The organism is Microlunatus speluncae, from assembly GCF_009299835.1.
Classification (GTDB): domain Bacteria; phylum Actinomycetota; class Actinomycetes; order Propionibacteriales; family Propionibacteriaceae; genus Microlunatus; species Microlunatus speluncae.
This window is the reverse complement of sequence record NZ_VKCZ01000005.1, coordinates 1-21,918: the sequence shown is the minus strand read 5'-3', so window position 1 is coordinate 21,918 and position 21,918 is coordinate 1. Positions and strand designations below refer to the sequence as shown.

The window sequence follows — 21,918 nt, the reverse complement described above, 5'->3', positions numbered from 1 at the left end:
GCACTTCTGACGTCTCGGCGGCGCTGGCGGACTCCGATCGGTCGGCCGGCGAGCCGGTCACCGGACTTCCTCCTCCTCGGACTTGGTCCGGTGGTATTCCTCATCCTTGGCCCGGCGACGGCGTGCGGCCGGCCGCTCTTCTTCCAGCCGGTGATCCTCACCACGACGGCTGAGGATCTCCGCGCCCGCGTCGATGCCGGGGGCGAAGTCGAACACGACCGCGTTGTCCCCGCCGATCGCTACACCCTCGCCCGGCACGGCGCCGAGCTCGAGCAGCTTGGTCTCGATGCCGAGCCGGTTGAGCCGGTCGGCCAGATAGCCCACGGCCTCGGCGTTGCCGAAGTCGGTCTGCCGGATCCAGCGCTCGGGCTTCTCGCCGCGGACCCGCCACAGCTCACTTTCGCGCTTGATGGTGAAGTCGCCGCCGCCGACCGGCTTCGGCCGAAGCACCGGCCGGGCCGGCGCCGGTTCCGGTGCGGCCGCCCGCTGCTTGGCCAGCTCCGCCATCGCGTACGTCAGCTCCCGCAACCCGGCGCCACTCTTCGTCGACACCCGGAACACCCGCAAGCCGCGGGCCTCCAGGTCGGCCGTGACCAGATCGGCCAGCTCGGCCGCGTCGGGGATGTCGATCTTGTTCAGGGCCACCATCCGGGGCCGGTCGGCCAGACCGCCGTGCGCGCTCAGCTCGCCTTCGATCACGTCCAGGTCGGTCAGCGGATCCCGGCCGGGCTCGAAGGTGGCGCAGTCGATCACGTGCACCAGCGCCGCGCACCGCTCGATGTGCCGCAGGAACTCCAGTCCGAGGCCGCGGCCCTCGCTGGCACCCTCGATCAGGCCGGGCACATCGGCCACGGTGTAGGTGATGTCGCCGGCGACGATGACGCCGAGATTCGGCACCAGGGTGGTGAACGGGTAGTCGGCGATCTTGGGCCGGGCCCGGGAGATCGCCGCGATCAGGGACGACTTGCCCGCACTGGGGAAGCCGACCAGGCCGATGTCGGCGACCAGCTTGAGCTCGAGCGTGATCGTCCGGGTCTCGCCGTCCTCGCCGAGCAGGGCGAAGCCGGGGGCCTTGCGGGCGGCCGAGGCCAGGGCGGCGTTGCCGAGCCCGCCGCGACCGCCGGTGGCAACGACGATCTCGGTACCCTCGCCGGTCAGGTCGGCCAGCACCTCACCGGAGTCGGCGTCGGTGACCAGGGTGCCGGCCGGGACCGGGAGCACCACGTCGGCGCCGGTGGCGCCGTTGGCGTGGTCACCGCGCCCGGGCACGCCGTTGTCGGCCTTGCGGTGGGATTCGCGGTAGTAGTCGACCAGGGTGGTCAGGTTGGTGTCGACGCGCAGGATGACCGAGCCGCCGCCCCCGCCGTTGCCGCCGTCCGGCCCGCCGAGCGGCTTGAACTTCTCCCGGTGCACCGAGGCGCAGCCATTGCCGCCCTTGCCGCCGTACACGTGCAGGGTGACCCGGTCGACGAAGCTCGGAATCGCCATCTCGGGCCTCCTCCATCACGCCGGGAGCCGGCCCGGGCCGTTGGGTCGAGACGTCACTTGTGCACCGACCCACCGCAAAAACCGGTGCATTCGTGCCGTCTCGGCGAAAAAAGAAAGGGTGGCGCGGGGAGTGTGTCCCCGGCCACCCTGGGTTGGCGCGTGCTGCGCCAGTGTCAGGCCGAGATCTTCTCGGCCGGAGCGATGTTGATCACGCGACGGCCGCGGCGGGTGCCGAACTCGACCGTCCCCGGGACCAGCGCGAACAGGGTGTCGTCGCTGCCGCGACCGACGCCGTCGCCCGGGTGGAAGTGGGTGCCGCGCTGCCGGACGATGATCTCGCCGGCACCGACCAGCTGGCCGCCGAACCGCTTCACGCCGAGGCGCTGGGCGTTGGAGTCGCGACCGTTGCGGGTCGAGGATGCGCCCTTCTTGTGTGCCATATCTGCTACCTCAGCTCTCGATGCCCGTGACCTTGACCTGGGTGTACCGCTGCCGATGTCCCTGGCGCTTGCGGTAACCGGTCTTGTTTTTGAACTTCAGGATGCGGATCTTCGGGCCCTTGGTCTCGGCCAGCACCTCGGCGGTGACCGAGGCGGACTCGAGAGCCGACTTGTCCGACGTGACGGCCTCGCCGTCGACCAGCAGCACGGGCTGCAGCTGCACGCTGGCGCCGGCCTCGTCGCTGATCCGGTCGATTTCGAGGACGTCGCCAACAGCAACCTTGTGCTGGCGGCCGCCGCTGCGCACGATCGCGTACACGCCTGACCTACTCTCGTTGAAGCCTTGATGGGGATGGCGCCGGGTCCGCCGATGCCGAACGTGCGCGAGCCAACGGATGGCGGGAACGCACCGAGGGTCAAAGATACTCGGCTGGCCGAAGGGGGGTCAAACCGGGGACAGCTTGGTGTCCTGCCGGACGAAGACGGAGTCGTCAACGGGGTTGCCGCGGACGGTGGCCGCGCGGGCCACCAGACCCTGCAGAACACCCACCTCGACCAGTGCTCGCTGGGTCGGCGTCAGTCCGCCCGGCAGCCGGATCACGGCCACTCCGGCCGGGGCCTCGATCCCCGCTTCGGCCAGCAGCAGCACCGGCACCTCGCCGCTGCGCCCGGCCGCCAGCTCGGCGGCCAGGCCGGCCTCCCGGACGCCGCCGATCAGCACGTGCCGGGTGCCCGAGCCGGTACGGTCTCCGGCGACGTCCATCGGTCCGTGCAAGTAGCTCCGAGTGCCGTACGCGCTGGCCGGGATCAGCGGACCCTCCCGGAACAGCAGCGTGACCGCCTCGGCGGTGGTCCCCTGGGCCGCCTCCGCCACCACATCCAGGGCACCATCGGCCAATGCCTCGGCGAAGGCGTCCAGGACCGGACCCGCGGTCTGGGTCGTGGCCGAGATCAGTTCGGGCAACTCGGCCCAAGTCGGCGAGACCTCGCCCACCGCGATCAGGTCCGTGAGCTGCCCCAACGCGGCGCAGGTGATCATGAAGCCGACGGTCGAGACCCGGCTGTCCGGCCGGTCGCCGAGGGTGACCGCCCGGCCGGCCACCCGGCCCAGCGGACTGTCGTCGGCGTTGGTGATCGCCACCGTCGGCACGCCCGCGGCGGCGTAACGGCCGACCACGTCGACCGTCTCGGTGCTGCGGCCGCTCTGCGAGATCGCGATCAGCACGTCCGGCGCCGGCCGGCCGACCGCCGGCAGGTCGGCGCAGTCGGTCCGCCAGGCGGCCCGACCGGCAGCTCGCAACTGATGGAGCGGCGAGGCCAGGGCGGCATGGCTGGCGCCGATCCCGGCCAGCACGATGCTCCGCCAGCCGCCCGGGTCCAACTCGGCGAGCCGGGCCGGCAGTGTGTCGGTCAGTGCGGCCAACGCGAGAAGTTGATCTTGCCGACCGGCGTCGAAGCCGTAGCAGGTCACCGGTTGCCCTCCGCCCGCGGCCGCCACTCGCGGCGCGCCACCGCGGGCACGTAGTCGGACAGGTCGATCGGGAACTTGACCACCACAGCGTGCTCGGCGGCGTAGTAGGCGGCCATCAACAGTTCGGTCACGCTGACCCCGCTGCGCAGCGATTCCAGCGGTTGCCGGCCGGCGGCGAAGGCGGCAGTCACCTCGGTGTTCTCGGCGACGTACCCGTAGGCGTGCGGCTCGTCGGCGATCACCGGCATCACGCCCTGCTCGGCCAGCTGCTTCTCCAGCAGGTCCTCCCCCGCCTGCTGCGGCAGGTCACGGGAGAAGAACAGTTCGGCATCGCCGTTCAGCGAGTGGGTGTTCATCGAATACTCCGGGCCGAGCAGCTCGTACGAGAGCCGCATCCCGGCCCCGGTGTAACTCCAGGACGTGGTCGCCTCGACGATCACCGGTTCACCGTCGCCGTTACGGAAGGTGTACGTCGCGCTGGCGTAGTCCTCCGACGGAGTGACCCGATAGTCCTGCACCCCCGGGAAGCGCTGCTCCAGGATCGACGCGTAGTGATCGCGACCCCAGCGCAGCGACGCGATGGTCGCGGTCACCGACACCGGCGTCAGCCACTCGTCCGGGTCGGTGCCCGGCGGGGTGAGCAGAAACCGGCCGGCCTCCAGTGAGTGGCACATCATGTCGTTCAGCGCGCCGCCGCCCTGCGCCTCCGAATCCCAGAACCAGGCCGAGTGCGGCCCGGAGTGCTCCTCCGCGCAGCGGGCCAGATACGGCGAGCCGGATCCCTTGGCGCCGCGGGCCCAGACCAGTTCCCGGGTCCGGACCAGCCGCGGTGCGTAGACCTGGTTCTCCAGGTAGGCGTGCAGCAGCCCGGCCTCGGTCACCGCATCGGCGACCGCGCGGGCCTCGGCCAGGTTGCGGCCGAGCGGCTTCTCCACCGCGATCCCGCGCAACTCGGCCCGGCCCGACGTCACCTCGGCGCAGATCGCGGTGATCACCTCGATCCGGGTGTCGTTCGGGGTGAGCACCCAGACCGCGTCCACCCGCGGGTCGCGGACCAGCGCCGCGATGTCGTCATAGGCCTGCACATCGCTGCCGACGCCGAGCTGGTGCACCTCGTCGGCGACGGCCCGGGCGCTGTCCAGGGATCGCGAGCCGACCGCGACGATGTCGGCGCCGCGCACCTGCCGGAACGACTTGGCGTGGAAGCGGGCGATGAAGCCGGCACCGATCAGGCCGACCCCGAACGGACGGGTCATGGGTTTCTCCTTGCAGGGCGGTGGGTTGTGGTGATCATCATCCCTTGACTCCGGTCAGCGTGATGCCTTCGACAAAGGCTCTCTGGGCGAAGAAGAAGACCAGCACGACCGGGATCGCGGCCAGCGTGGTGACGGCCATGATCACGCCCCAGTCGGTGGAGTGCGAGCCACGGAAGGTGGCCAGGCCGAAGGCGATCGGCCAGGCGTCGGTGTTTTCCGAGGCGTAGAGCAGCGGGCCGTAGTAGTCGTTCCAGGCCCAGAGGAAGCTGAAGATCGCTGCGGCGGCGATGCCGGGCCGGGCCATCGGCACCAGGATCCTGATCAAGGTCCCCCACTCGCCGTTGCCGTCGATCTTGGACGCCTCCAGATAGTCGTTCGGCACGGTCAGGAAGAACTGCCGGAGCAGGAAGATCGAGAACGCGTTGCCGAACAGGTTGGGCAGGATCAGCGGCCACAGCGTGCCGGTCAGGCCGAGGCCGGCCCAGAGGACGTACATCGGCACCTGGGTCACCTGCGGCGGCAGCAACATGGCAATGATCACCGCGAAGAAGATCAGGTTGTCGAACCGGAACCGCACCTTGGCCAGCACGTACGCCATCGGCACCGAGGAGATCAGCATGAACGCGGTGGCCGCCAACGCATACAGGAACGAGTTGCCGAACCACTGCGCCAACGGGGCCGCGGTGAACGCGCGGAGGTAGTTCTCGGCCTGCCACGGATCGGGCCACAGAGCACCGGTCAAGGTCTGGTGCGAGCCCATGAACGAGGTCAGCACGACGAACCCGATCGGCACCACGAACAGCACAGCCAGCGCGATGATCAGCGCGTTCTCGGCGATCTTGATCAGGATCCGGCTAGCTGGCATGGTGCTCACCCGCGCTCAGCCGGAACGAGCCGGATCCCCGCAGCAGCAGGGCGATCGCCAGTGCGGCGACCAGGAACAGGATCACCGCCATCGCGGCGGCGTAGCCGAGATTGAACGAGCCGAAGCCCTGCACGTACATCCACTGGGTGTAGGTGGGCAGTGAGTTGTTCGGGTAGCCGAGCAGCGCGCCGGCGGTGGCACCGATGCCGGTCTTGCCGCTGGCCACCTGGGACGCGACCGCGGCCTCGGTGAAGTACTGCAGCGCCGAGATGATCCCGGTCACGGTGGAGAACAGCACCACCGGCGCGATCGTCGGCAGTGTCACGTGCCGGAACTGGCGCGGGCTGTTGGCCCCGTCCAGAGCGGCCGCCTCGTACTGCTCCTTCGGTACGTCGAGCAGGGCGGCGAGGAAGATCACCATCAGGTCGCCCATCATCCAGACGCCGAGCAGCAGCAGGGAAGGCTTGGCCAGGGCCGGGTCGGAGAACCACAGCGGGCCCTCGATCCCGAAGACCCGGAGCACGGTGTTGATCGGCCCTGAGCCGGGATTGAACAGGAACACGAACGCGACCACGGCGGCCACCGGCGGGATCAGCGACGGCACATAGAACAGGGTCCGCCAGAACCCCGCGAACCGACGCCGCCGGACCAGCAACAGGCCGATTCCGAGCGCCGAAACGATCTTGACGGGGACCAGGATCAGCACGAACCAGAGCGTGTTCAGCGCCGCGGTGCCGATCCGGGGATCCTTGCCGAACAGGAACTCGTAGTTCCGAAGCCCGGTCCAGCGCGGCGGGGTGGCCAGATCGAAGCTGGTGAAGGAGTAGTAGACGTTGGCGATGAGCGGGTAGCCGAAGAAGATGATCAAGCCGAGCAGTCCCGGCAGCAGCATGATCCAGATCGCGCCCCGGTCCTTGATCAACCGGAGCATCCTCACGGACCCTTGAGGTCGAGGGCGTTGTTCACGTCCTCCTGCACCTTCTGCAACCCGGGCTGCAGGCCGGAGCCGTCACCCTGTTGATAGCGGTCCCAGAAGTCGTCCAGCGGCTGCGAGAACGCCGCGCCGAGGGTGGTCACCGGGGTCGTCTGGGTGGCCGGATGAGAGGCGGCGTCGATGAAGGTCCGGTATTGCTCCGGCACCTCCAGGTCCGGCGACTCCAGCGCCGAGCGCAGGGTGGGCACGTTCTTGAAACCGTTGCACAGTTCGACGACGGGCTCGGTGGTCGCGCTCAGATACTTGACCAGCGCCCAGGCCGCCTCGGTGTTCTTCGACTTGCTATTGATCCCGATCACCGCGCCGGAGGTGTAGCCGCCGCCGTACTCGGGGCCGCCGTCGGCCAGCACCGGGAACGGTGCGGTGCCGTACTTGAGCTTGGGCGCCTGATCTTCGATGAAGGCGACCCGCCACTCCCCGTCCAGGTTCAGCGCCACCTTGCCCTGGTGGAAGGCGTTGTCGGCGCTCCACTCGTCACCGAGGGCGGCGGTGAAGGTGCGCAACTTCTCGTAGCCGATCTTGTCCACGAACGCCTTCTGCCAGGAGATGATCTTCTGCCACTGCGGGTCCGAGCCGACCACGGAGCGCTCGTCCGGGCCGACCCAGCTCGCCTTCGCGGCCTGGCTGAGCGATCCGCTGGCGTTCTCGTAGAAGCCGAACAGCGGATTGAAGCCGAGGGTCTTGATCGAACCGTCGGCGTTGTAGGTGGTCAGCTTCAGCGCGACCACCTCCAGCTCCGTCAGCGTCTTGGGCAGATCACCCTCGGCCAGCCCGGCGGCGGACCAGAGCTCCTGGTTGTAGTAGAGGCCGTACACGTCGGAGGTCATCGGTAATGAGCAGCGCCGGCCCTCGAACGCGGTGGCGGCACCGAAGATCGGGGTGTACGCCGTCGCCGGGTCGATCTGATCACGTTGCAGGAACGGATCCAGATCGGTCAGCGACTTGCACAGGGTGCCCAACGTGTCGTTGAGGTTGACGATCACCACGTCGGCGTCGCTGCCGGTGGAGACCACCTGGACGATCTTCGGATCCTCCTGACCGGAGTTGACCGTCACCTTGACGCCGGGGTTCGCGGCGACGAAGTCGTCCACCAGCTTCTGGTAGATGCCGGCCTCACGGTCGGTGTAGTGGTGCCAGAGCGAGATCTCTCCGGTCAGCTGGCCGGGAGCCTGGTCGGCCGGTTTCGGCCCGCCCGCCGGAGAGCAGGCGGTGACGGCGAGCAGGGCGGCGATCATGATCATGATGCCGGTGATCCGGAGCTTCATCGGTTGCCTTCCTCCAAAGGGAATTCACTTGATCGTGCGCAGCCGCCCGGCGATCACGCGGGAGCTGTCCTCCGCGGTCGCGGTGGACTGCACCGCGGCCAGGACGTCGCGGCGGAGCTCCCGGCCGCAGACCGCGCGGGCGCCGGCCAGCACCACCTCGGCGGCCAGCCGGGTGATGCCGATGCTGGGATCCCAGCGGGTGTGATTGCGGATGTTGCCGCGGACCAGCTCGGCCAGCCGCGGGCCGCCGGCGGTCGCGACCGGACCACTGAGCACGACCTCGTCGGGGTCGATCACGCCGAGCACCGGCAGCACCGCCAGCGCGATCCGCGGCGCGAGGCCCTCGGCCAGCCGGGACGGCAACGGCACTCCGGCCAGCACCCGCTCGAAGGTGTAGTCCGGTTCGCCGAGCTCGCGGGCCATCCGCTCCAGGGCGGACGAGCCGATCAGGTCCTCCAGGTCGGTGTCGTCCGCGGTGGCGCCGGCGGTGCCCCGCGGCACGGGCAGGTGGCCGATCTCGCCGGCCCCGCCGGTGGCGCCCTGCATCACGGTGCCCGCGACGTCGACCGCCAGGCCGATGCCGTGCCCGATCCAGATCACCGCGACGATCGCCTCGGGCGCAAACCGCCCGGTCCGGCGTTCGGCGACCGCGGCCAGGTTGACATCGTTGTCGATCACCACGTCGCAGCCGAGGGCGGCGCCGACCTGCTGTCGGACCAGCCGGCGGGACCAGCCGGGCAGCGCCTCGACCGAGCTGAGCTCGTCCGACCGGGCGTCAACGCTGCAGGGCAGGCCGACGCAGACCTGACGGACCTTGTCGAGATCGATCTTGGCCGCTTCGCAGGCCCGGAGCACCGCGGCGGCCACGTCCCGGCCGGCGGTCCGGGTGCCGTCCATCGGGTCGGCCGGCTCCCGGGCGACCGGATGATCGGCACCGGTCACGTCGATCACGGTCGACTCGACGTTGACCTGGTCGATGTTGACCGCGACGCCGTAGGCGAGGTCGGTCCGGGCCCCGTACACGGTGGCAGTCGGGCCACGGCTCGCCGAACTCTCCCCCACCGGCCCGACCAGTCCGCGCTCCTCCAGCCGGGTGATCAACTGCGCCGCGGTCTGCTTGCTCAGCCCGGACAGCTTGGCCAGACCGGACCGGCTCTGCGGCCCGTGATCGAGCAAGATCTCCAGCGCCAACGCGGCGTTCTGATCACCGAGCCACGTGGGGGTGCCACCGACGGCCATGTCCGCTCTCCCTCCGATTTCGCAGCAGTATTGCAAAGGTTCTTGTCTATTAGCAAGAGTCGCGTTGCGGCAAGATTCTTCGATGAAGGACTGGAACTGTCGCCATCCCTGACCAATAATGACTGAGTCTGTTGGGAGGCAGCCATGGTTCATTCCGGTCCACCACTGCGGGTCGGCATCCTCGGGGCGGGCGGCATCGCCGTCGCCTCGTACGGGGTGCTGCCGAACCTGCATCACTACTCCGACACGGTCGAGGTCGTCGCCCTCGCCGACGTCGACCATCTGCGCGCGGCTGCCGTCGCGGCGGAGTACGGGATCCCGCGGGTGCACCGCTCGATCGAGGACATGGTGGCCGGCGGCGGGCTCGACGCCGTGGCCAATCTGACCCCGATCCCGCTGCACCACCGGACCTCGAAGGTGGTGCTGGAGCACGGCCTGCACCTGGTCACCGAGAAGCCGATCGCCTCGACCCTGGCCGAGGCCGACGAGTTGATCATGCTCGCCGAGCAGCACGGGGTCGAGATCGTCTGCGCTCCCCCGGACCTGCTGCGGGAGCCGTTCCGCAAGGCGCGGGAGCTGGTCGCCGGCGGTGAGATCGGCCGGGTCGCGTTCGCCCGGGTGCACAGCTCGCATCAGGGTCCTGGGGGCGGGCCGTCCGGCTGGCCGTCCGACCCGACCTGGTTCTATCAGCGCGGCTCCGGGCCACTGCTGGACATGGGCGTCTACGGCATCCACCAGATCACCGGAGTGCTCGGCCCGGCCCGCCGGGTGGCCGCGTTCTCCGGGATCACCGATCCGGTCCGGACGGTGCGCGGCGACGGGCCGTTCGCCGGGCTGCAGATCGAGGTCACCGCCGACGACAACACCTTGTTTCTCTTGGACTTCGGCGACTCGGCCTATGCGGTGGTCGACGGCGGCTACAACCTGCATGCCAGCCGCAGCCCTCGGGTGGAGATCTTCGGCCGCCGCGGCGTGATCAACATCGGCGTGCCCGACGGGCCGGAGCTGGAGGTGTTCAAGACCGATCTGGTGCCCGGCGTGGACGGCTGGGTCGACCCGCCGCGGCCGATCGCCGCCGACTCGACCCGGGCCGCGGTCGGCCGCGCGATCATCGTCGGGCACCTGGCCGACGTGGTGCTGGGCGGGGCTCGCAACGAGCTCGGTGCCGATCATGCCCGGCACGCCCTGGAGATCATGCTCGCCGTCGAGATCTCGGCCCGGGACAACCGGATCGTCGAGCTCGGCACCACCTTCGACCACGGCTCGTCGACCAGGCAGGAGTTGCCATGACCATCGGCTTCGGCATCATCGGACTTGATCACTGGTACGCGGCGCTGCCGTTCGCCCGGCGGGTCGCGACCGATCCGGCCACCCGGCTGGTGGCGGTGGTCGATCCCGATCTCGATCATGCTCGCGAGGCCGCGCTCGGCGCCGCCGTGGACACCGATCCGGACCGGGTGCTGGGCGATCCCGCGGTCGAGGTGGTGGCGATCTTCGCCAGCGTCGACCGCAACCTCGAGCTGTGCCGGGCCGCGGCCGACGCCGGGAAGCACATCGTGTCCGTCAAGCCCATGGCGATGACGCTGGCCGAGGCCGACCTGATCATCGACGCGGTGGACGCGGCCGGGGTGCTGTTCTGGCCGAGCGAAGCCCGGCGCAGCTCCCCGCTGGCCCGGGAGCTGTCCGACGCGGTGAGCTCCGGCCGGCTGGGCGAGTTGCGCAGCGCCTCGTTCGAGATGCACTCCTCGCTGCCCAAGTCCTGGACCGATGCTCCGGCCGACGGCGGTTGGTGGGTCGATCCGAGCCGGGTGCCCGGCGGCGGCTGGCTTGATCACGCGGTCTATCAGCTGGACCGGATGCACTGGCTGTTCGGCTCCCCGGTGGCGGCGATCACCGGTGTCACCGGCCGGATCGCCCACCCCGACCTGGCGGTCGAGGATTACGGCCACGCCGTGATCACGCTGGAGAGCGGTGCCGTGGTGACCGTCGAGGACACCTGGCTGGCCGCGCCGGGCGCGTTCAGCAACCGGGCCCAGCTGGTCGGCAGCAACGGGTCCCTCTGTTACGACAGCACCCTCGGACTGCTCGGGTCGGCCGGTGCCGGCGAGCCCTGGTCGTACCGGCGGCTGCCCGAGGACAGCTCCGACACCGTGGAGCTGGTGATCAGTTCGCTGCGCGACGGGATCCGGCCCGAGGCGGATGCCCGGACGGCCCGGGCGGTGCTGGCCACCGCCCTGGACTTCTATGCCGCGGCCGAGGGTCGATGACGGACCCCCGCGTCCTGATCGGGATCGATGCCGGCGGCAGCAAGCTCCAGCTGCGCGCCGCCGATCTGGAGGGCCGCGTCCTCGGCGACGTCGTCCGGTCGCACCGGACCTGGACCGCCCTGCCGACCGCCGCCAAGGCCCGGTTGATCGCCGAAGAGATCGGCGCCTCGGCCTGGCCGCGGCCGGCCGCCGTCGGGATCGGGGCCCACGGCTGCGACACCGATGATCAGTGCGCCGAGCTGCAGCTCGCCGTCGCGACCTTGATCAACATCCCGGTCGTCGTGGTCAACGACGCGCTGTTGCTGCAACACGCGGTAGGCCGGCCGAACAGCGCCAACCTGGTCCTCGGCACCGGCTCGATCCTGCTCGCCCGGGACCGGGCCGGCCGCACCCTCTACGCCAGCGGCTGGGGCTGGCTGTTCGGTGATCATGGTTCGGCCTGGGGCCTGGTCCGGGAGGCGGTCCGGGCGGCCGCAGCGGCCGAGGACGCCGGCGATCCCGACGACGTGCTGGTCGAGTTGTTGATCAAGCACACCGGCCAGCCGGCACTGCGCGAGATCGTCCAGGACCTGCTGTTGCGACTGCCGCCGGCGGAGTGGGCGACCTGGGCTCCGGTCGTGTTCACCGCCGCCGAGCGAGGCTCGACCGCCGCCCGGACTGCCATCGAGGCCGCGGTCGATCAGCTCGTCCGCCAGGTCGGCGAGCTCACCGCCCGGGGAGCAGTGATCGATCAGGTCGTCGCCGGCGGCGGGGTGATCGCCCGCCAGCCCGACTTCGAACGAGCCCTGGCCCGCCGGCTGCAGGCCGCCCTCGGGCTGGAGTTGATCGTGGTCCGCGAACCCCCGGTGGCCGGCGCCGTCCGGCTCGCCTACGAGGTCAGGCCCGACCGGTAACGGCGCATGTCCGCGATCGCTGACATTCCAAAAAGTCAGCGTTCGTTGACTTTTGAGAATGTCCGCGTACGATGACATCCATGACTGGCCCAATCACGACAGTGCGAGAACTCGGCACCTCCCTGCGTGCGCGCCGACGCGGACTCGGGCTGACTCAGCACGAGGTGGCCCAGCAGGCCCGCGTCACCCGACAATGGCTGGTCCGGCTCGAACATGGACACCACAGCGCCGAACTCGGCCTCGTGCTCGATGTCGCGCGAGCGCTCGGCGTGGCGATCGAGTTCCGACCGCTCCCGGAGCAAGTCCCCGGAGAAGTCGATCTCGACCAGGTGCTGGACGAGTTGACATGACAACCCGGCTCGCGGTCCTGCTGTCCGGCCAACGGATCGGCACCCTGACTCAGACCCACCGGATCGAGTTCCGCTATCACGACGAGTATTTGAGTCTTAGTCATCCGACGCCGCTGTCGCTGGCGATGCCGGTCCAGGCGGAACCGTACCTGCGGGACCGCACCCTTCCCTGGCTGGACGGGCTGCTCCCCGACCGGATCGAGGTGCGGCGGCGATGGGCCCAGCAATTCGGCGTCTCGGACAGAAACCCGGTTGCACTGATGACCCACATGGGTCGCGACTGCCCTGGCGCGGTCCAACTCTGCCCCGAGTCGGAATTGGAGGACGTCAGTGCCGACCGCGGCGAGCTGATGCCGTTGAGCGAAGATCAACTCGGTCGCCGGATCCAGGCTCTTCGCACCGACGGCGACTCGTGGACCGTCGCCGGGGAGCGTTGGAGCCTCGGTGGTGCCCAGGCCAAGATCGCGGTCGTCGAAGAGAATGGACGCTGGTACGAGGCGCATGGCAGCGTACCGACGACGCACATCATCAAGCCTGGGGTCGTCGGGTTCGCGGCTCAGGGTCTGGTCGAGCACGTCTGCATGTCCGCAGCCCGATCACTCGGCGTGACTGCCGCGCCAACCCGCTACCTCGAATTCGACGGCCAGGGCGCGGTGATCATCACCCGGTACGACCGGATCAGCCGCGGCGGCAAGATCATCCGGGTCCATCAGGAGGATCTGTGCCAGGCGCTCTCCGTGCCGGCGGCCAAGAAGTACGAAACCGACGGTGGACCATCGGCCTCTGCCATCAGCGACCTGCTGCTCGGCCGCGCCGATCCCGACAGCCATCGTCGATTCGTCGAAGCGGTTGCGCTCAACTACCTGCTCGGCGCATCGGACGGACACGCCAAGAACTATGCGGTGCTACTCTCCGGCAGCCAAGTCAGGCTGGCGCCGCTGTACGACCTGGCCAGCTCGCTGCCCTACGACCCGATCGACGACGATTCGGACCTGCGCAAGACCGCGATGGCGATCGGTGGTGCACGCAGGTACGGCCAGGTCACCCGGCATCATTGGGAGCGGTTCGCGCGGCGCACCGGGGCCGAGGTCGCCCCCTTTCTGCACCGGGTAGGCCAGCTCGCTGCAGCACTCCCCGACGCGATTGCTTCCGTGTTGGCGGCGCTATCTCCGTCGGCCCAGCGTGATCAGCTCCGCGCTCGTTTCCTGGATCGACTCGTTGATCATCTTCGGCCAGTCACCAAGGACCTCGGTCAAAGGAGTGCGACATGAATGATCAACGAGTGACCGCCTGGTACGACGAGCTCCAAGCGGTGCACCGGCGACTGCGGGACGGGCTACAGGTCGCGCGGGAGGCGATCGACAGCGGGGTCGAGGCCGAGCGGCTCGGGCGCGACCTGCTGATCTACTGCTGGGGATTCTGTACGGCGCTGGACGGGCACCACACCAGCGAGGACCGGGCGCTGTTCCCGTTGCTGCTGAAGGACCGGCCGGAACTGGCCGACGTGGTGAGCAAGCTGAAGCAGGACCACAGCATGCTCAGCCACCTGATCAAGGCACTGACCGCCGAACTGAACGAAGACGCCGACGCCGCCTCGCTGCACCGGCACCTGGACGGCATCGAGGCGATCATGGAGACCCATTTCGGCTACGAGGAGCGGCAGCTCCGTGACGCCCTGGGATCACTCCCCACGGACGGCGGCGGTCGCGCCGACCTGTTCGGCCCGATCGCGGACTGACCAATGATCGGCCCACCGACCGCCAGGCTGGGCCGGGGGCGTACCAACTGGTCTGCCCCCTTCGACAGGCTCAGGACATGCTTCGACAGGCTCAGCCCGGATCCATCGATGATCTTGGAACTGTCGTGTTGGATCCTCTCTGTTCGGGCGGAGCTGCCGCTTGTTCGTTCCCTGAGCCTGTCGAAGCATGTCCTGAGCCTGTCGAAGGGGCAAGCCAGGACCGTGCGCCTCTCCTGGGGGTTTCGGCCTGTCGGCCGGAAAGACGCGCCAAGGACGGCCGGGTTAGAGCGGTCGTCCGGGATCGCGGCCGGCCACCGGTCCGGCGCTGGGATCGGATGCACTCCGCGAGTGGTCACTTTGGGCGCAGATCCTCGCCTGAACCTGCCCAAACAGTCCACTCGACGCAAAGGTCGGCCACGTACCGTGCCGACTCAACGCCCGCAGCGGAACGCGAGCGGGCGGACCCGGCCGACCAGCACCCGAACCCACCCCTCTTGGCGCCAAGAAAGTCCCCGAAGACTCAACCGGCAGCCATGATCGTTCCCTGAGCCCGTCGAAGCATGTCCTGAGCCTGTCGAAGGGGGCAAGCCAGGACCGTGCGCCTCTCCTGGGGGTTTCGGCCTGTCGGCCGGAAAGACGCGCCAAGGACGGCCGGGTTAGAGCGGTCGTCCGGGATCGCGGCCGGCCACCGGTCCGGCGCTGGGATCGGATGCACTCCGCGAGTGGTCACTTTGGGCGCAGATCCTCGCCTGAACCTGCCCAAACAGTCCACTCGACGCAAAGGTCGGCCACGTACCGTGCCGACTCAACGCCCGCAGCGGAACGCGAGCGGGCGGACCCGGCCGACCAGCACCCGAACCCACCCCTCTTGGCGCCAAGAAAGTCCCCGAAGACTCAACCGGCAGCCATGATCGTTCCCTGAGCCCGTCGAAGCATGTCCTGAGCCTGTCGAAGGGGGCAAGCCCGGCCGGTGCGCCTCACCTGGGGTTTCCGCCTAGCGGCCGGAAAGACGCACCAAGGTCGGACCGGAATCGCGGCCGGCCACCGGTCCGGCGCCGGGATCCGAGCCACTCAGCGAGTGGTCACTTTGGGCGCGGATCTGTGCTTGGGAGCTGACCAACCAGTCCACTCGACGCACGCCGGCGGACGATCTCGGTGATCGCGGTTCTCCGAGCCCTGCCGAGGGTACGGATCGGTTGTCAGTGTGTCAGCCGGAACGTGCGGGCAGCGATCGGGCCCGGGCCGGTGGTCAGGCGCAGGGCGCGGCCGTCGTCGATCAGGTCGGCGGCCCAGGGTTCCAGGTCGGCCGGGAAGATCAACTCGCAGGCGGTCGCGGCCGGGCCGGCCAGCGGCAGCGTCAACTCGGCCGGCTCTGCGCCGCGCTGCCAGACGGTGAGCAGTGAGGCGTCCGGGGTGGTCAGCCGCAGCGCTACCTGCGGGTCGTCCCAGCCGGGCAGGCCGAGCGGCCAACTCGGCGCCGCCGTGTTGATCATGCCGCGAAGCTCCTTGTGCACGGCCACGGCCCGGTGCACCAGCGCCTGCTGTTCGGCGCCGAGCCGGTGCAGGTAGCCGGACAGGTAGAGCCGGCCGAGCAACCCGGCCTGTAGGCCGGCCGCGGTCTCCTCCAGCGACATCCAATCGGCCGGGTAGGCCCAGGAGCCGGCCTGTTCCGGCAGCACCTGCAGCGGCGCCGAGGCGGCGATCGGCACGTAGCGGGCGACGTCTTGTTGATCACTGGTCGACTGGAGTTGCAGCCGGGAGAGCATGGCGAAGTCGCAGCGCATCGCGCCCGAGCCGCAGTTCTCGATGATCAGGTCGGGGTGTCGGTGCAGCAGCCCGTCCAGCCAGGAAAGGTGGGCCCGGTTGTGGCCGAGCAGGCCTGCGCCGGCGCTGTCCGCGGCGCGATCGGTGCCGGGACCGGGGTCGATGTTGTAGTCGAACTTGAACATGCCGATGCCGAGCCCGTCGACCAGTCGGTCCACCGTGCGATCGAGATGATCACGGGCCGCCGGGTGCCGCAGATCGAGGTGGTAGCGGCCCGCCTCGCGGACCCGAACCCCGTGGCGGCTGAAGAATGCGGCCTCCGGCAGCCGGTCGGCCATCGGGCTGTTGACCCCGATCACCTCCGGTTCGAGCCACAGGCCGGGGATCAGGCCGCGGACCCGGATCCGGTCGATCACCTCGGCGAAGCCGCCCGGGAAGCGCCCGGTCGAAGGTTGCCACTCCCCGACCGTGTCCCACCAGTTGCCGTCGTCGGCGTACCAACCGGCATCGATGCAGAAGGCCTCGGCGCCGGCCGCCGCGGCGCTGTCGATCAAGGGCAGCAGCTTTTCGGTGGTCGGATCGCCGGACAGCGTGTTCATGTAGTCGTTGAAGATCAAGGTCAGGTTGCGGTTGTCCGGATGATCACGGCGCGCCGCCCGCCGGTGTCCGGTCAGCTGGGCGACCGCGTCGTCGAAGCCGGCGCCGACGGCGACTGAGACCGGGATGGTCCGGAACTCCTCGCCCGGCGCCAATCGCTGACCCCACTGGTGATCGATCTCGGTCGGGCCGCCGGCGGCGAGCGAGATGCCGCCTTGATCATCGCCGAGCTCCCAGCGCCAGCCGCCGTTGTGCTCCAGCTGCCACAGCCAGGCCCAACGGTCGTCCTGGTCGACCAGTCCTCCGGTCGGCAGCTCGGCTCCGGTCGACCAGCTGCCGACCGAACGCCGGACGTACGACCCCTTGCCCGAGACCTGGTGCTTCGGCGAGTCGAGCCCGACCAGCAGCCGCCGCACCGGCACCCGGCTCCAGCGGAACTCGCCGAGCCAGTCGGACGCGCCGGCGAGGATCTCCAGCCCGTCGGCCGACAGGTCGTCGCCGTCCAGCCGACCGGTGAGGGCGGCGCAGAGCGACGGCACCGAGGTCAGCCAGACCGGCTCGGCGCGGCCGTTGCGGACGGTGATCACGCTGGTCAACGCAGCGATTCCCGGGCGGACCCGGAGCTCGACCTCCGCGGTCAGCCCGTCCGGTTCGGCGAGCTCCAGCCGCAACACGGATCCGTCGGCGGAGCGATCATGGCCGCGGCAGCGCAGGGCGGCGCCGATCGTGGACCGGACCAGCCGGGGGGACGGATTGTGTCGGCCGTCGGCGAGAGTCAGCACCTCGACCAGCCGCTGCGGCCGGGCCAGCTCCAGCCGGTGCCCGGCCCGTTCGACCGCGACCAGCGCCGGCGGTCCGTCCTCGTCGAACTCGATCATGACCTGGAAGGCATCGTCGCCGAGCGTCAGTGAAGGCACCGCACCCACGCTAATGCCGCACAGGGAAGACGGTAAGCCCGTGGCTCAGTAAATGATCGGCGGTCGCGGTGTGGCGGCACTACTCTGGCCGGGTGTTGCCACGGATCACTGCGACCGCGTACCTGACTCCGCTCCGGGAGGGCGGGTCGTTGCCGGCGATCATGGAAGCCGACGACCTGGGCACCTATGTGGTGAAGTTCTCCGGTGCCGGCCAGGGCACCAAGGCCCTGGTCGCCGAGATCATCGTCGCCGGGTTGGCCCGGCGGGCCGGCCTGCGGACCCCGGAACTGGCGCTGATCGACGTCGCGGCCGAGATCGCCCGGACCGAGCCGGACGACGAGGTGCAGCGGTTGATCACCGCCAGCGTCGGCACCAATCTGGCGGTCGACTTCCTGCCCGGCTCGATCGGCTTCGATCGCGGCTTCCCGGTCGACCGCGCGATCGCTTCCACCCTGGTCTGGCTGGACGCCTGGACCGCGAACGTCGACCGCAGCCTGCGCAACACCAATCTGCTGATCTGGCACCGCGAGTTGTGGGCGATCGATCATGGTGCCTGCCTGCGGTTCCATCACGCCTGGGGCCGGCCCGAGTCGTTCGCCGAGGCGCCGTACAACTACGGCGATCACGTGCTCTCCGGCCGGGCCGACCCGCGCGGGGTTCATGATCAACTCGCGGCGCGCTTCGACGAGGCCGTCCTCGACGCGATCCTGGCCGACGTGCCGGACGCCTGGCTGCTGCCGGAGCCGGAACGACCCGATCCCGCGGCACCGCCGGACCCGGCGGCGGCCCGGATCGCCTACCGCGACTACCTGCTGGCCCGGCTCGCGGCCGCCGATCGGTGGCTGCGGTGAGCGCCGACGAGGCTGAAGCCGGCGGCGGGCCGCGCATCGTCGGGTTCAGCTATGCCGTGATCAGGGCGGTGCCACGGGTCGAACGCGGCGAGTTCGTCAACATCGGCGTGATCATCTACTGCCAGGACCGGGACTACCTGGCGGCGGCGGTCGCGATCGATGAGGTACGGCTGCGGGCGCTGGACCACCAGCTCGACCTGGACACCGTCCGGCTGGCCGCGGAGTCGATCAGCCGGCGTTGTGTCGAGCCGGTCGGCAGTGCCCGGGAGAACGACGGGCTGCTCTACCGATTCGGCATCCTCACCGCGCCGCGCAGCACCGTGGTGCAGCCGTCACCGGTGCATGCCGGGATCACCGATGATCCGGAGCGGACCCTGACCGAACTGATGGCCCGGCTGGTCGCTCCGCTCCCGTGATCGACTCCAGCCGCCGGAACGGCGCGGTCAGGGTCGGCACCAGCTGCCGGCGATGGATGATCATCAATACCAGCGCGATCACCGCATAGCAGGCCGCGATCGCGTACCGCCCCTCGGTGCCGGGCACGGCGAACTGGACCGCGAACAGTCCGAGCAGCACCAGGGCCGCCCAGCGGTGGAAGCGCAGCGTGAGCAGGATGGCGATGCCGAGCACGGTCTGGGCGACGGTGAGCAGGAACTCCTCAACCTGCCGCTGGTCCAGCTGCAACGACACTCCCCCGCCGCCGACCAGATAGGCGATCGGCAGGCTGCCGATCAGCAGCGTCCACTGGTTGACCTTGGCACTGATCAAGGTGCCGAGGGCCATCGACGCCTTGCCGCGCAGCGCGAACATGATCGCAACGATGAACTCCGGCGCCTCCGACGACAGCGGCGCCAGCCACTGCACCAGCAGGAACTCGTCCATCCCCAGCGCACGACCACCGGAGACCAGCGACTCGGCGAACGGCTCCGCGCAGGTGATGATCGCGACCGCGGCACCAAGGAACATGATCACCACCAGCGGCCGTCGCAGCCGCGCCGGCAGCGCCCCGATCCGGGCCGCCGGGCCGACCAGGTCGGGCTCGCCCTCATCGCCGGTCCGGGACACCCGGATCAGGTAGTAGCTGAAGAAGGCCAGCAGGCCGATGCCGACGAACAGGTGGATCTGTCCGGTGCCCGGGATGATCAACGCGATCAGTGACGCGATCATCAGGAAGCCGAGCTCCAGCCGATACCGCGACTCCAGCAGCACGGCCTTGACCGAGGTCCCGCTGCGCCGTGACGCCACGATCACCGAGACCAGCACGACCACGCTCCAACCGAGGCCGAGCAGCAGTCGGTTGGACCCGGTCATGTTGGCGGCCGCGTACTGCACGTACTCGGGTCTGCTGCCCGCGGTGTAAGCGAAGTAGAGGTCGACGGCGTACTCGGGCAGCACGGCGATCACCGCCAGCACCGCGATCGCGAGACCGCCGGCGATGTCGACCTGCGCCGCCTCCGCGGCCCAGGCGAGGACGAAGGCCGCGGCCACCACGCCGGCGCCGAAGACGACCAGACCCAGCGCGGACGGCAGGTGCAGGCCGGCGATCCGTACCACCAGTGCCGGCACGACGATGGCCAGGCAGATCAGCACGGGGCGCAGGGTTCTGAGCACCCACCCATCCTGGCAACACTTTGATAGTTACGCAAATGAGGAAGTATCAAATTGTGACGACACTGGCGTGAGGTCCATCACGGCTCGAGACCATCGCGGGGCAGAATGCAGCAATGATCCCCGACCCGACCCATGCCCAGCTCGAGGTCGCGGCCCGGACCTTCGCCCTGCTGTCGGCCCCGGTCCGGCTGCATCTGGTCGCCCTGGCCGCCGAGGGAGAGTACGACGTCGGCACCCTGTCCGAGCGCGTGGGGGTGACGATCGCCACCGCGAGCCAGCACCTGACCAAGCTGCGACTGGCCGGGATCATCCATGCCCAGCGGCAGGGCCGGCGACAGATCTACACCGTCGACGACCCGCACGTGCTGACCATGGTGCAGCAGATCTTCGAACACATCGCGCCGGACGGCACCCTCGCTCCCGACCCGCCGGAGCCGAGCCGGTGAAGCGCCGGCTGATCATCGGCGGCGGCGTCGCCGTGATCGCGCTCTGCCTGATCGGGATCGTCGCGGTCGCCCTCGATCTGGCCCGCTGGTCGTGGCCGGCGATCCACCCGACCCCCTGGCAGTCCGGCAAGCCGTTCGCACCGGTGCCGGTCGGCGACGACCCGACCTTGATCAGCTACGCCACCGCCGAGCTGATCCGGGACCGGATGGCTACCACGTTGAGCGTCGAGGACGCCTCCTTCGACAGCACGTACTCCTTCGACGACGACGCGACCCTGTTCGAGCAGGAGAAGCCTCGACCACCGGGACTGATCGCCGCCGTGTCGGCGTACCAGAGCGAGGTCGTGCTGCCCACCGACAACTCCATCCGCGCGGACTCACGGGTCGCGCTGTACGCCGACACCGCCGCCCGCGACGCCGCCCTGCGCGCCGTCGCGGAGAACCCCGAATATCGGTCCCAGGTGGTTGCCGAGCCGAGCCTCGCCGGCGCGTCGGCCGTCCGGGTGATCCAGCGCGAGGGCGCCTGCTCCTCCGGCCGGGGCCGCTCCACCTCACTGCACGGAGTCGCCGCCCTCGGCGACCGGTCCAGCATCACGATCTCCCTGTCCTGCGCCACCGCGGAGCAGGCCGCCGGCCTGATCGACCCCGCCGCGGCCCGGTTGACGGAGGCGGTCGCCGGCCTGGCCGGGATCGAGGACGAGGCCATCCCAGCCACCCTCTTCGACCGCACCGGCGAGGTCCCGGTGATCAGCGACGGCTCCTGGTCCGACCGACAGGTCGTGGTCGACCCGACCGCCGGCCCGCGCGCGCTCGCCGTCGTGCCCGAAGCGCTGCGGAGCCCCGGGATCCAGGTGTACGTCGAGGGCCGGGACGAGGTCGCCGCCTTCCGTGACGTCGCGGCCGCCACCGCCCTGCTGGACCGGATCCTGACCGAACCCGACCGGCATGACCGCCAGGTCGTCGAGCGCCCGGGCACCGCCGCGGACCGTACCGTCTGCGCCGAGGGCTACCGCCCGCGCGAGCCCTCCGAATGCTTCAGCCAGGTCGGCCGGTTCGTGGTCAGCGCGAGCGCCGACCAGGGTCGGTCCCCCGAGATCGAGGACCAACTGAAACTCCTCCGCGAAGCCCGCTGACCTTTCCGATCGTTCCCCGATCCTGTACGTGTTCGTTCCCTGAGCCTGTCGAAGGGCAGACCAGACCGCGCCATTCTCCCGGGTTTCGGTCTGACGGCAGGAAAAAACGCAGCAAGGACGGGCAGGGTTAGCGGTCAGTGGCGGATCGCGGCCGGGTGTCGGTCGGGCGGCCGGAGCTGTTTCGGCCGCTGGGGTGCTTCGGGTTCATCGAGTGTGACCTTTTCGACCTCGATCGTCGGGCAAATTCATACGGTCGAGACAACATTCGTGTCGAGAGCGGAGTTGTTGGCGATGGTGAAGTTGTTTCCGGTGGGGACGCGGGATCGGTTCATT

At 69.7% G+C, this 21,918-nt stretch carries 21 protein-coding genes; 10 read left to right on the top strand and 11 right to left on the bottom strand.

Annotated features, from left to right (window positions below; translation table 11 throughout):
- Nucleotides 1–57 precede the first annotated feature (57 nt).
- The 9 genes from obgE to FNH24_RS07780 all read right to left on the bottom strand — a co-directional run bounded on the left by obgE (nt 58) and on the right by FNH24_RS07780 (nt 9,018).
- The gene (gene obgE, locus FNH24_RS07820) at nt 58–1,488 is read right to left on the bottom strand and encodes a GTPase ObgE (protein ID WP_152361608.1); all 1,431 of its coding nucleotides are present in this window, start codon (nt 1,486–1,488) and stop codon (nt 58–60) included.
- A gap of 173 nt (nt 1,489–1,661) precedes the next feature.
- Complete coding sequence (gene rpmA, locus FNH24_RS07815; RefSeq protein WP_152361607.1) at nt 1,662–1,928, bottom strand: 50S ribosomal protein L27; 267 nt, start codon at nt 1,926–1,928, stop codon at nt 1,662–1,664.
- Between the two features lie 10 nt (nt 1,929–1,938).
- Nucleotides 1,939–2,247, bottom strand: a complete 309-nt coding sequence (gene rplU, locus FNH24_RS07810; protein ID WP_152361606.1) for a 50S ribosomal protein L21 — start codon at nt 2,245–2,247, stop codon at nt 1,939–1,941.
- 126 nt (nt 2,248–2,373) lie between these two features.
- Nucleotides 2,374–3,399: an SIS domain-containing protein gene (locus tag FNH24_RS07805; protein WP_217428098.1), complete on the bottom strand. Its 1,026-nt coding sequence runs from the start codon at nt 3,397–3,399 to the stop codon at nt 2,374–2,376.
- Nucleotides 3,396–4,655, bottom strand: coding sequence for a Gfo/Idh/MocA family protein (locus FNH24_RS07800; protein WP_152361604.1), 1,260 nt, complete (start codon nt 4,653–4,655; stop codon nt 3,396–3,398). The genes FNH24_RS07805 and FNH24_RS07800 overlap by 4 nt, the downstream gene beginning before the upstream one ends.
- 37 nt (nt 4,656–4,692) lie before the next feature.
- A complete protein-coding gene (locus FNH24_RS07795) occupies nt 4,693–5,520 on the bottom strand; it encodes a carbohydrate ABC transporter permease (RefSeq protein WP_152361603.1) in 828 nt (275 codons plus the stop codon).
- Nucleotides 5,510–6,442 carry a carbohydrate ABC transporter permease gene (locus FNH24_RS07790; protein WP_217428097.1) on the bottom strand — a complete coding sequence of 311 codons (933 nt, stop codon included), beginning with the start codon at nt 6,440–6,442 and terminating at the stop codon, nt 5,510–5,512. Before FNH24_RS07790 ends, FNH24_RS07795 begins: the two co-directional genes overlap by 11 nt.
- An 11-nt stretch (nt 6,443–6,453) precedes the next feature.
- Entirely contained in the window at nt 6,454–7,779 is a 1,326-nt protein-coding gene (locus tag FNH24_RS07785; RefSeq protein ID WP_217428096.1) for an extracellular solute-binding protein, read from the bottom strand.
- A 24-nt stretch (nt 7,780–7,803) separates the two neighbouring features.
- A complete protein-coding gene (locus tag FNH24_RS07780; RefSeq protein ID WP_152361602.1) occupies nt 7,804–9,018 on the bottom strand; it encodes an ROK family transcriptional regulator in 1,215 nt (404 codons plus the stop codon).
- Nucleotides 9,019–9,162: 144 nt separating this feature from the next.
- Between FNH24_RS07780 and FNH24_RS07775 the strand changes: the two genes are divergently transcribed.
- From FNH24_RS07775 to FNH24_RS07750, 6 genes are all read left to right on the top strand, one after another.
- Nucleotides 9,163–10,308 (top strand): Gfo/Idh/MocA family protein, encoded by a 1,146-nt coding sequence (locus FNH24_RS07775; protein WP_152361601.1) that lies wholly within the window; start codon nt 9,163–9,165, stop codon nt 10,306–10,308.
- Entirely contained in the window at nt 10,305–11,285 is a 981-nt protein-coding gene (locus FNH24_RS07770; RefSeq protein ID WP_152361600.1) for a Gfo/Idh/MocA family protein, read from the top strand. The genes FNH24_RS07775 and FNH24_RS07770 overlap by 4 nt, the downstream gene beginning before the upstream one ends.
- Nucleotides 11,282–12,178 carry an N-acetylglucosamine kinase gene (locus FNH24_RS07765; RefSeq protein WP_152361599.1) on the top strand — a complete coding sequence of 299 codons (897 nt, stop codon included), beginning with the start codon at nt 11,282–11,284 and terminating at the stop codon, nt 12,176–12,178. Before FNH24_RS07770 ends, FNH24_RS07765 begins: the two co-directional genes overlap by 4 nt.
- A 71-nt stretch (nt 12,179–12,249) precedes the next feature.
- Entirely contained in the window at nt 12,250–12,528 is a 279-nt protein-coding gene (locus tag FNH24_RS07760) for a helix-turn-helix transcriptional regulator (protein ID WP_343031716.1), read from the top strand.
- On the top strand, nt 12,525–13,799 hold the full coding sequence (locus FNH24_RS07755; protein ID WP_161606041.1) for a type II toxin-antitoxin system HipA family toxin: 1,275 nt from the start codon (nt 12,525–12,527) through the stop codon (nt 13,797–13,799). The genes FNH24_RS07760 and FNH24_RS07755 overlap by 4 nt, the downstream gene beginning before the upstream one ends.
- On the top strand, nt 13,796–14,266 hold the full coding sequence (locus tag FNH24_RS07750) for a hemerythrin domain-containing protein (RefSeq protein WP_152361597.1): 471 nt from the start codon (nt 13,796–13,798) through the stop codon (nt 14,264–14,266). Before FNH24_RS07755 ends, FNH24_RS07750 begins: the two co-directional genes overlap by 4 nt.
- A 1,199-nt stretch (nt 14,267–15,465) precedes the next feature.
- Here FNH24_RS07750 and FNH24_RS07745 read toward each other — a convergent pair.
- Complete coding sequence (locus tag FNH24_RS07745) at nt 15,466–17,544, bottom strand: glycoside hydrolase family 36 protein (RefSeq protein ID WP_217428094.1); 2,079 nt, start codon at nt 17,542–17,544, stop codon at nt 15,466–15,468.
- A 92-nt stretch (nt 17,545–17,636) separates the two neighbouring features.
- On the opposite strand from FNH24_RS07745, the gene FNH24_RS07740 reads away from it, so the two are divergent.
- Nucleotides 17,637–18,395, top strand: a complete 759-nt coding sequence (locus FNH24_RS07740) for a HipA family kinase (protein WP_152361596.1) — start codon at nt 17,637–17,639, stop codon at nt 18,393–18,395.
- The gene (locus FNH24_RS07735) at nt 18,392–18,811 is read left to right on the top strand and encodes a DUF3037 domain-containing protein (RefSeq protein WP_170304486.1); all 420 of its coding nucleotides are present in this window, start codon (nt 18,392–18,394) and stop codon (nt 18,809–18,811) included. The genes FNH24_RS07740 and FNH24_RS07735 overlap by 4 nt, the downstream gene beginning before the upstream one ends.
- On the opposite strand, the gene FNH24_RS07730 is transcribed toward FNH24_RS07735, so the two are convergent.
- Nucleotides 18,747–20,006: a sodium:proton exchanger gene (locus FNH24_RS07730; protein WP_246186800.1), complete on the bottom strand. Its 1,260-nt coding sequence runs from the start codon at nt 20,004–20,006 to the stop codon at nt 18,747–18,749. The genes FNH24_RS07735 and FNH24_RS07730 overlap by 65 nt on opposite strands.
- A gap of 113 nt (nt 20,007–20,119) precedes the next feature.
- On the opposite strand from FNH24_RS07730, the gene FNH24_RS07725 reads away from it, so the two are divergent.
- Both FNH24_RS07725 and FNH24_RS07720 read left to right on the top strand, forming a co-directional pair.
- Nucleotides 20,120–20,452: an ArsR/SmtB family transcription factor gene (locus tag FNH24_RS07725; protein ID WP_152361595.1), complete on the top strand. Its 333-nt coding sequence runs from the start codon at nt 20,120–20,122 to the stop codon at nt 20,450–20,452.
- Nucleotides 20,449–21,585: a hypothetical protein gene (locus FNH24_RS07720; protein WP_152361594.1), complete on the top strand. Its 1,137-nt coding sequence runs from the start codon at nt 20,449–20,451 to the stop codon at nt 21,583–21,585. Before FNH24_RS07725 ends, FNH24_RS07720 begins: the two co-directional genes overlap by 4 nt.
- The last annotated feature ends 333 nt before the right edge of the window (nt 21,586–21,918 follow it).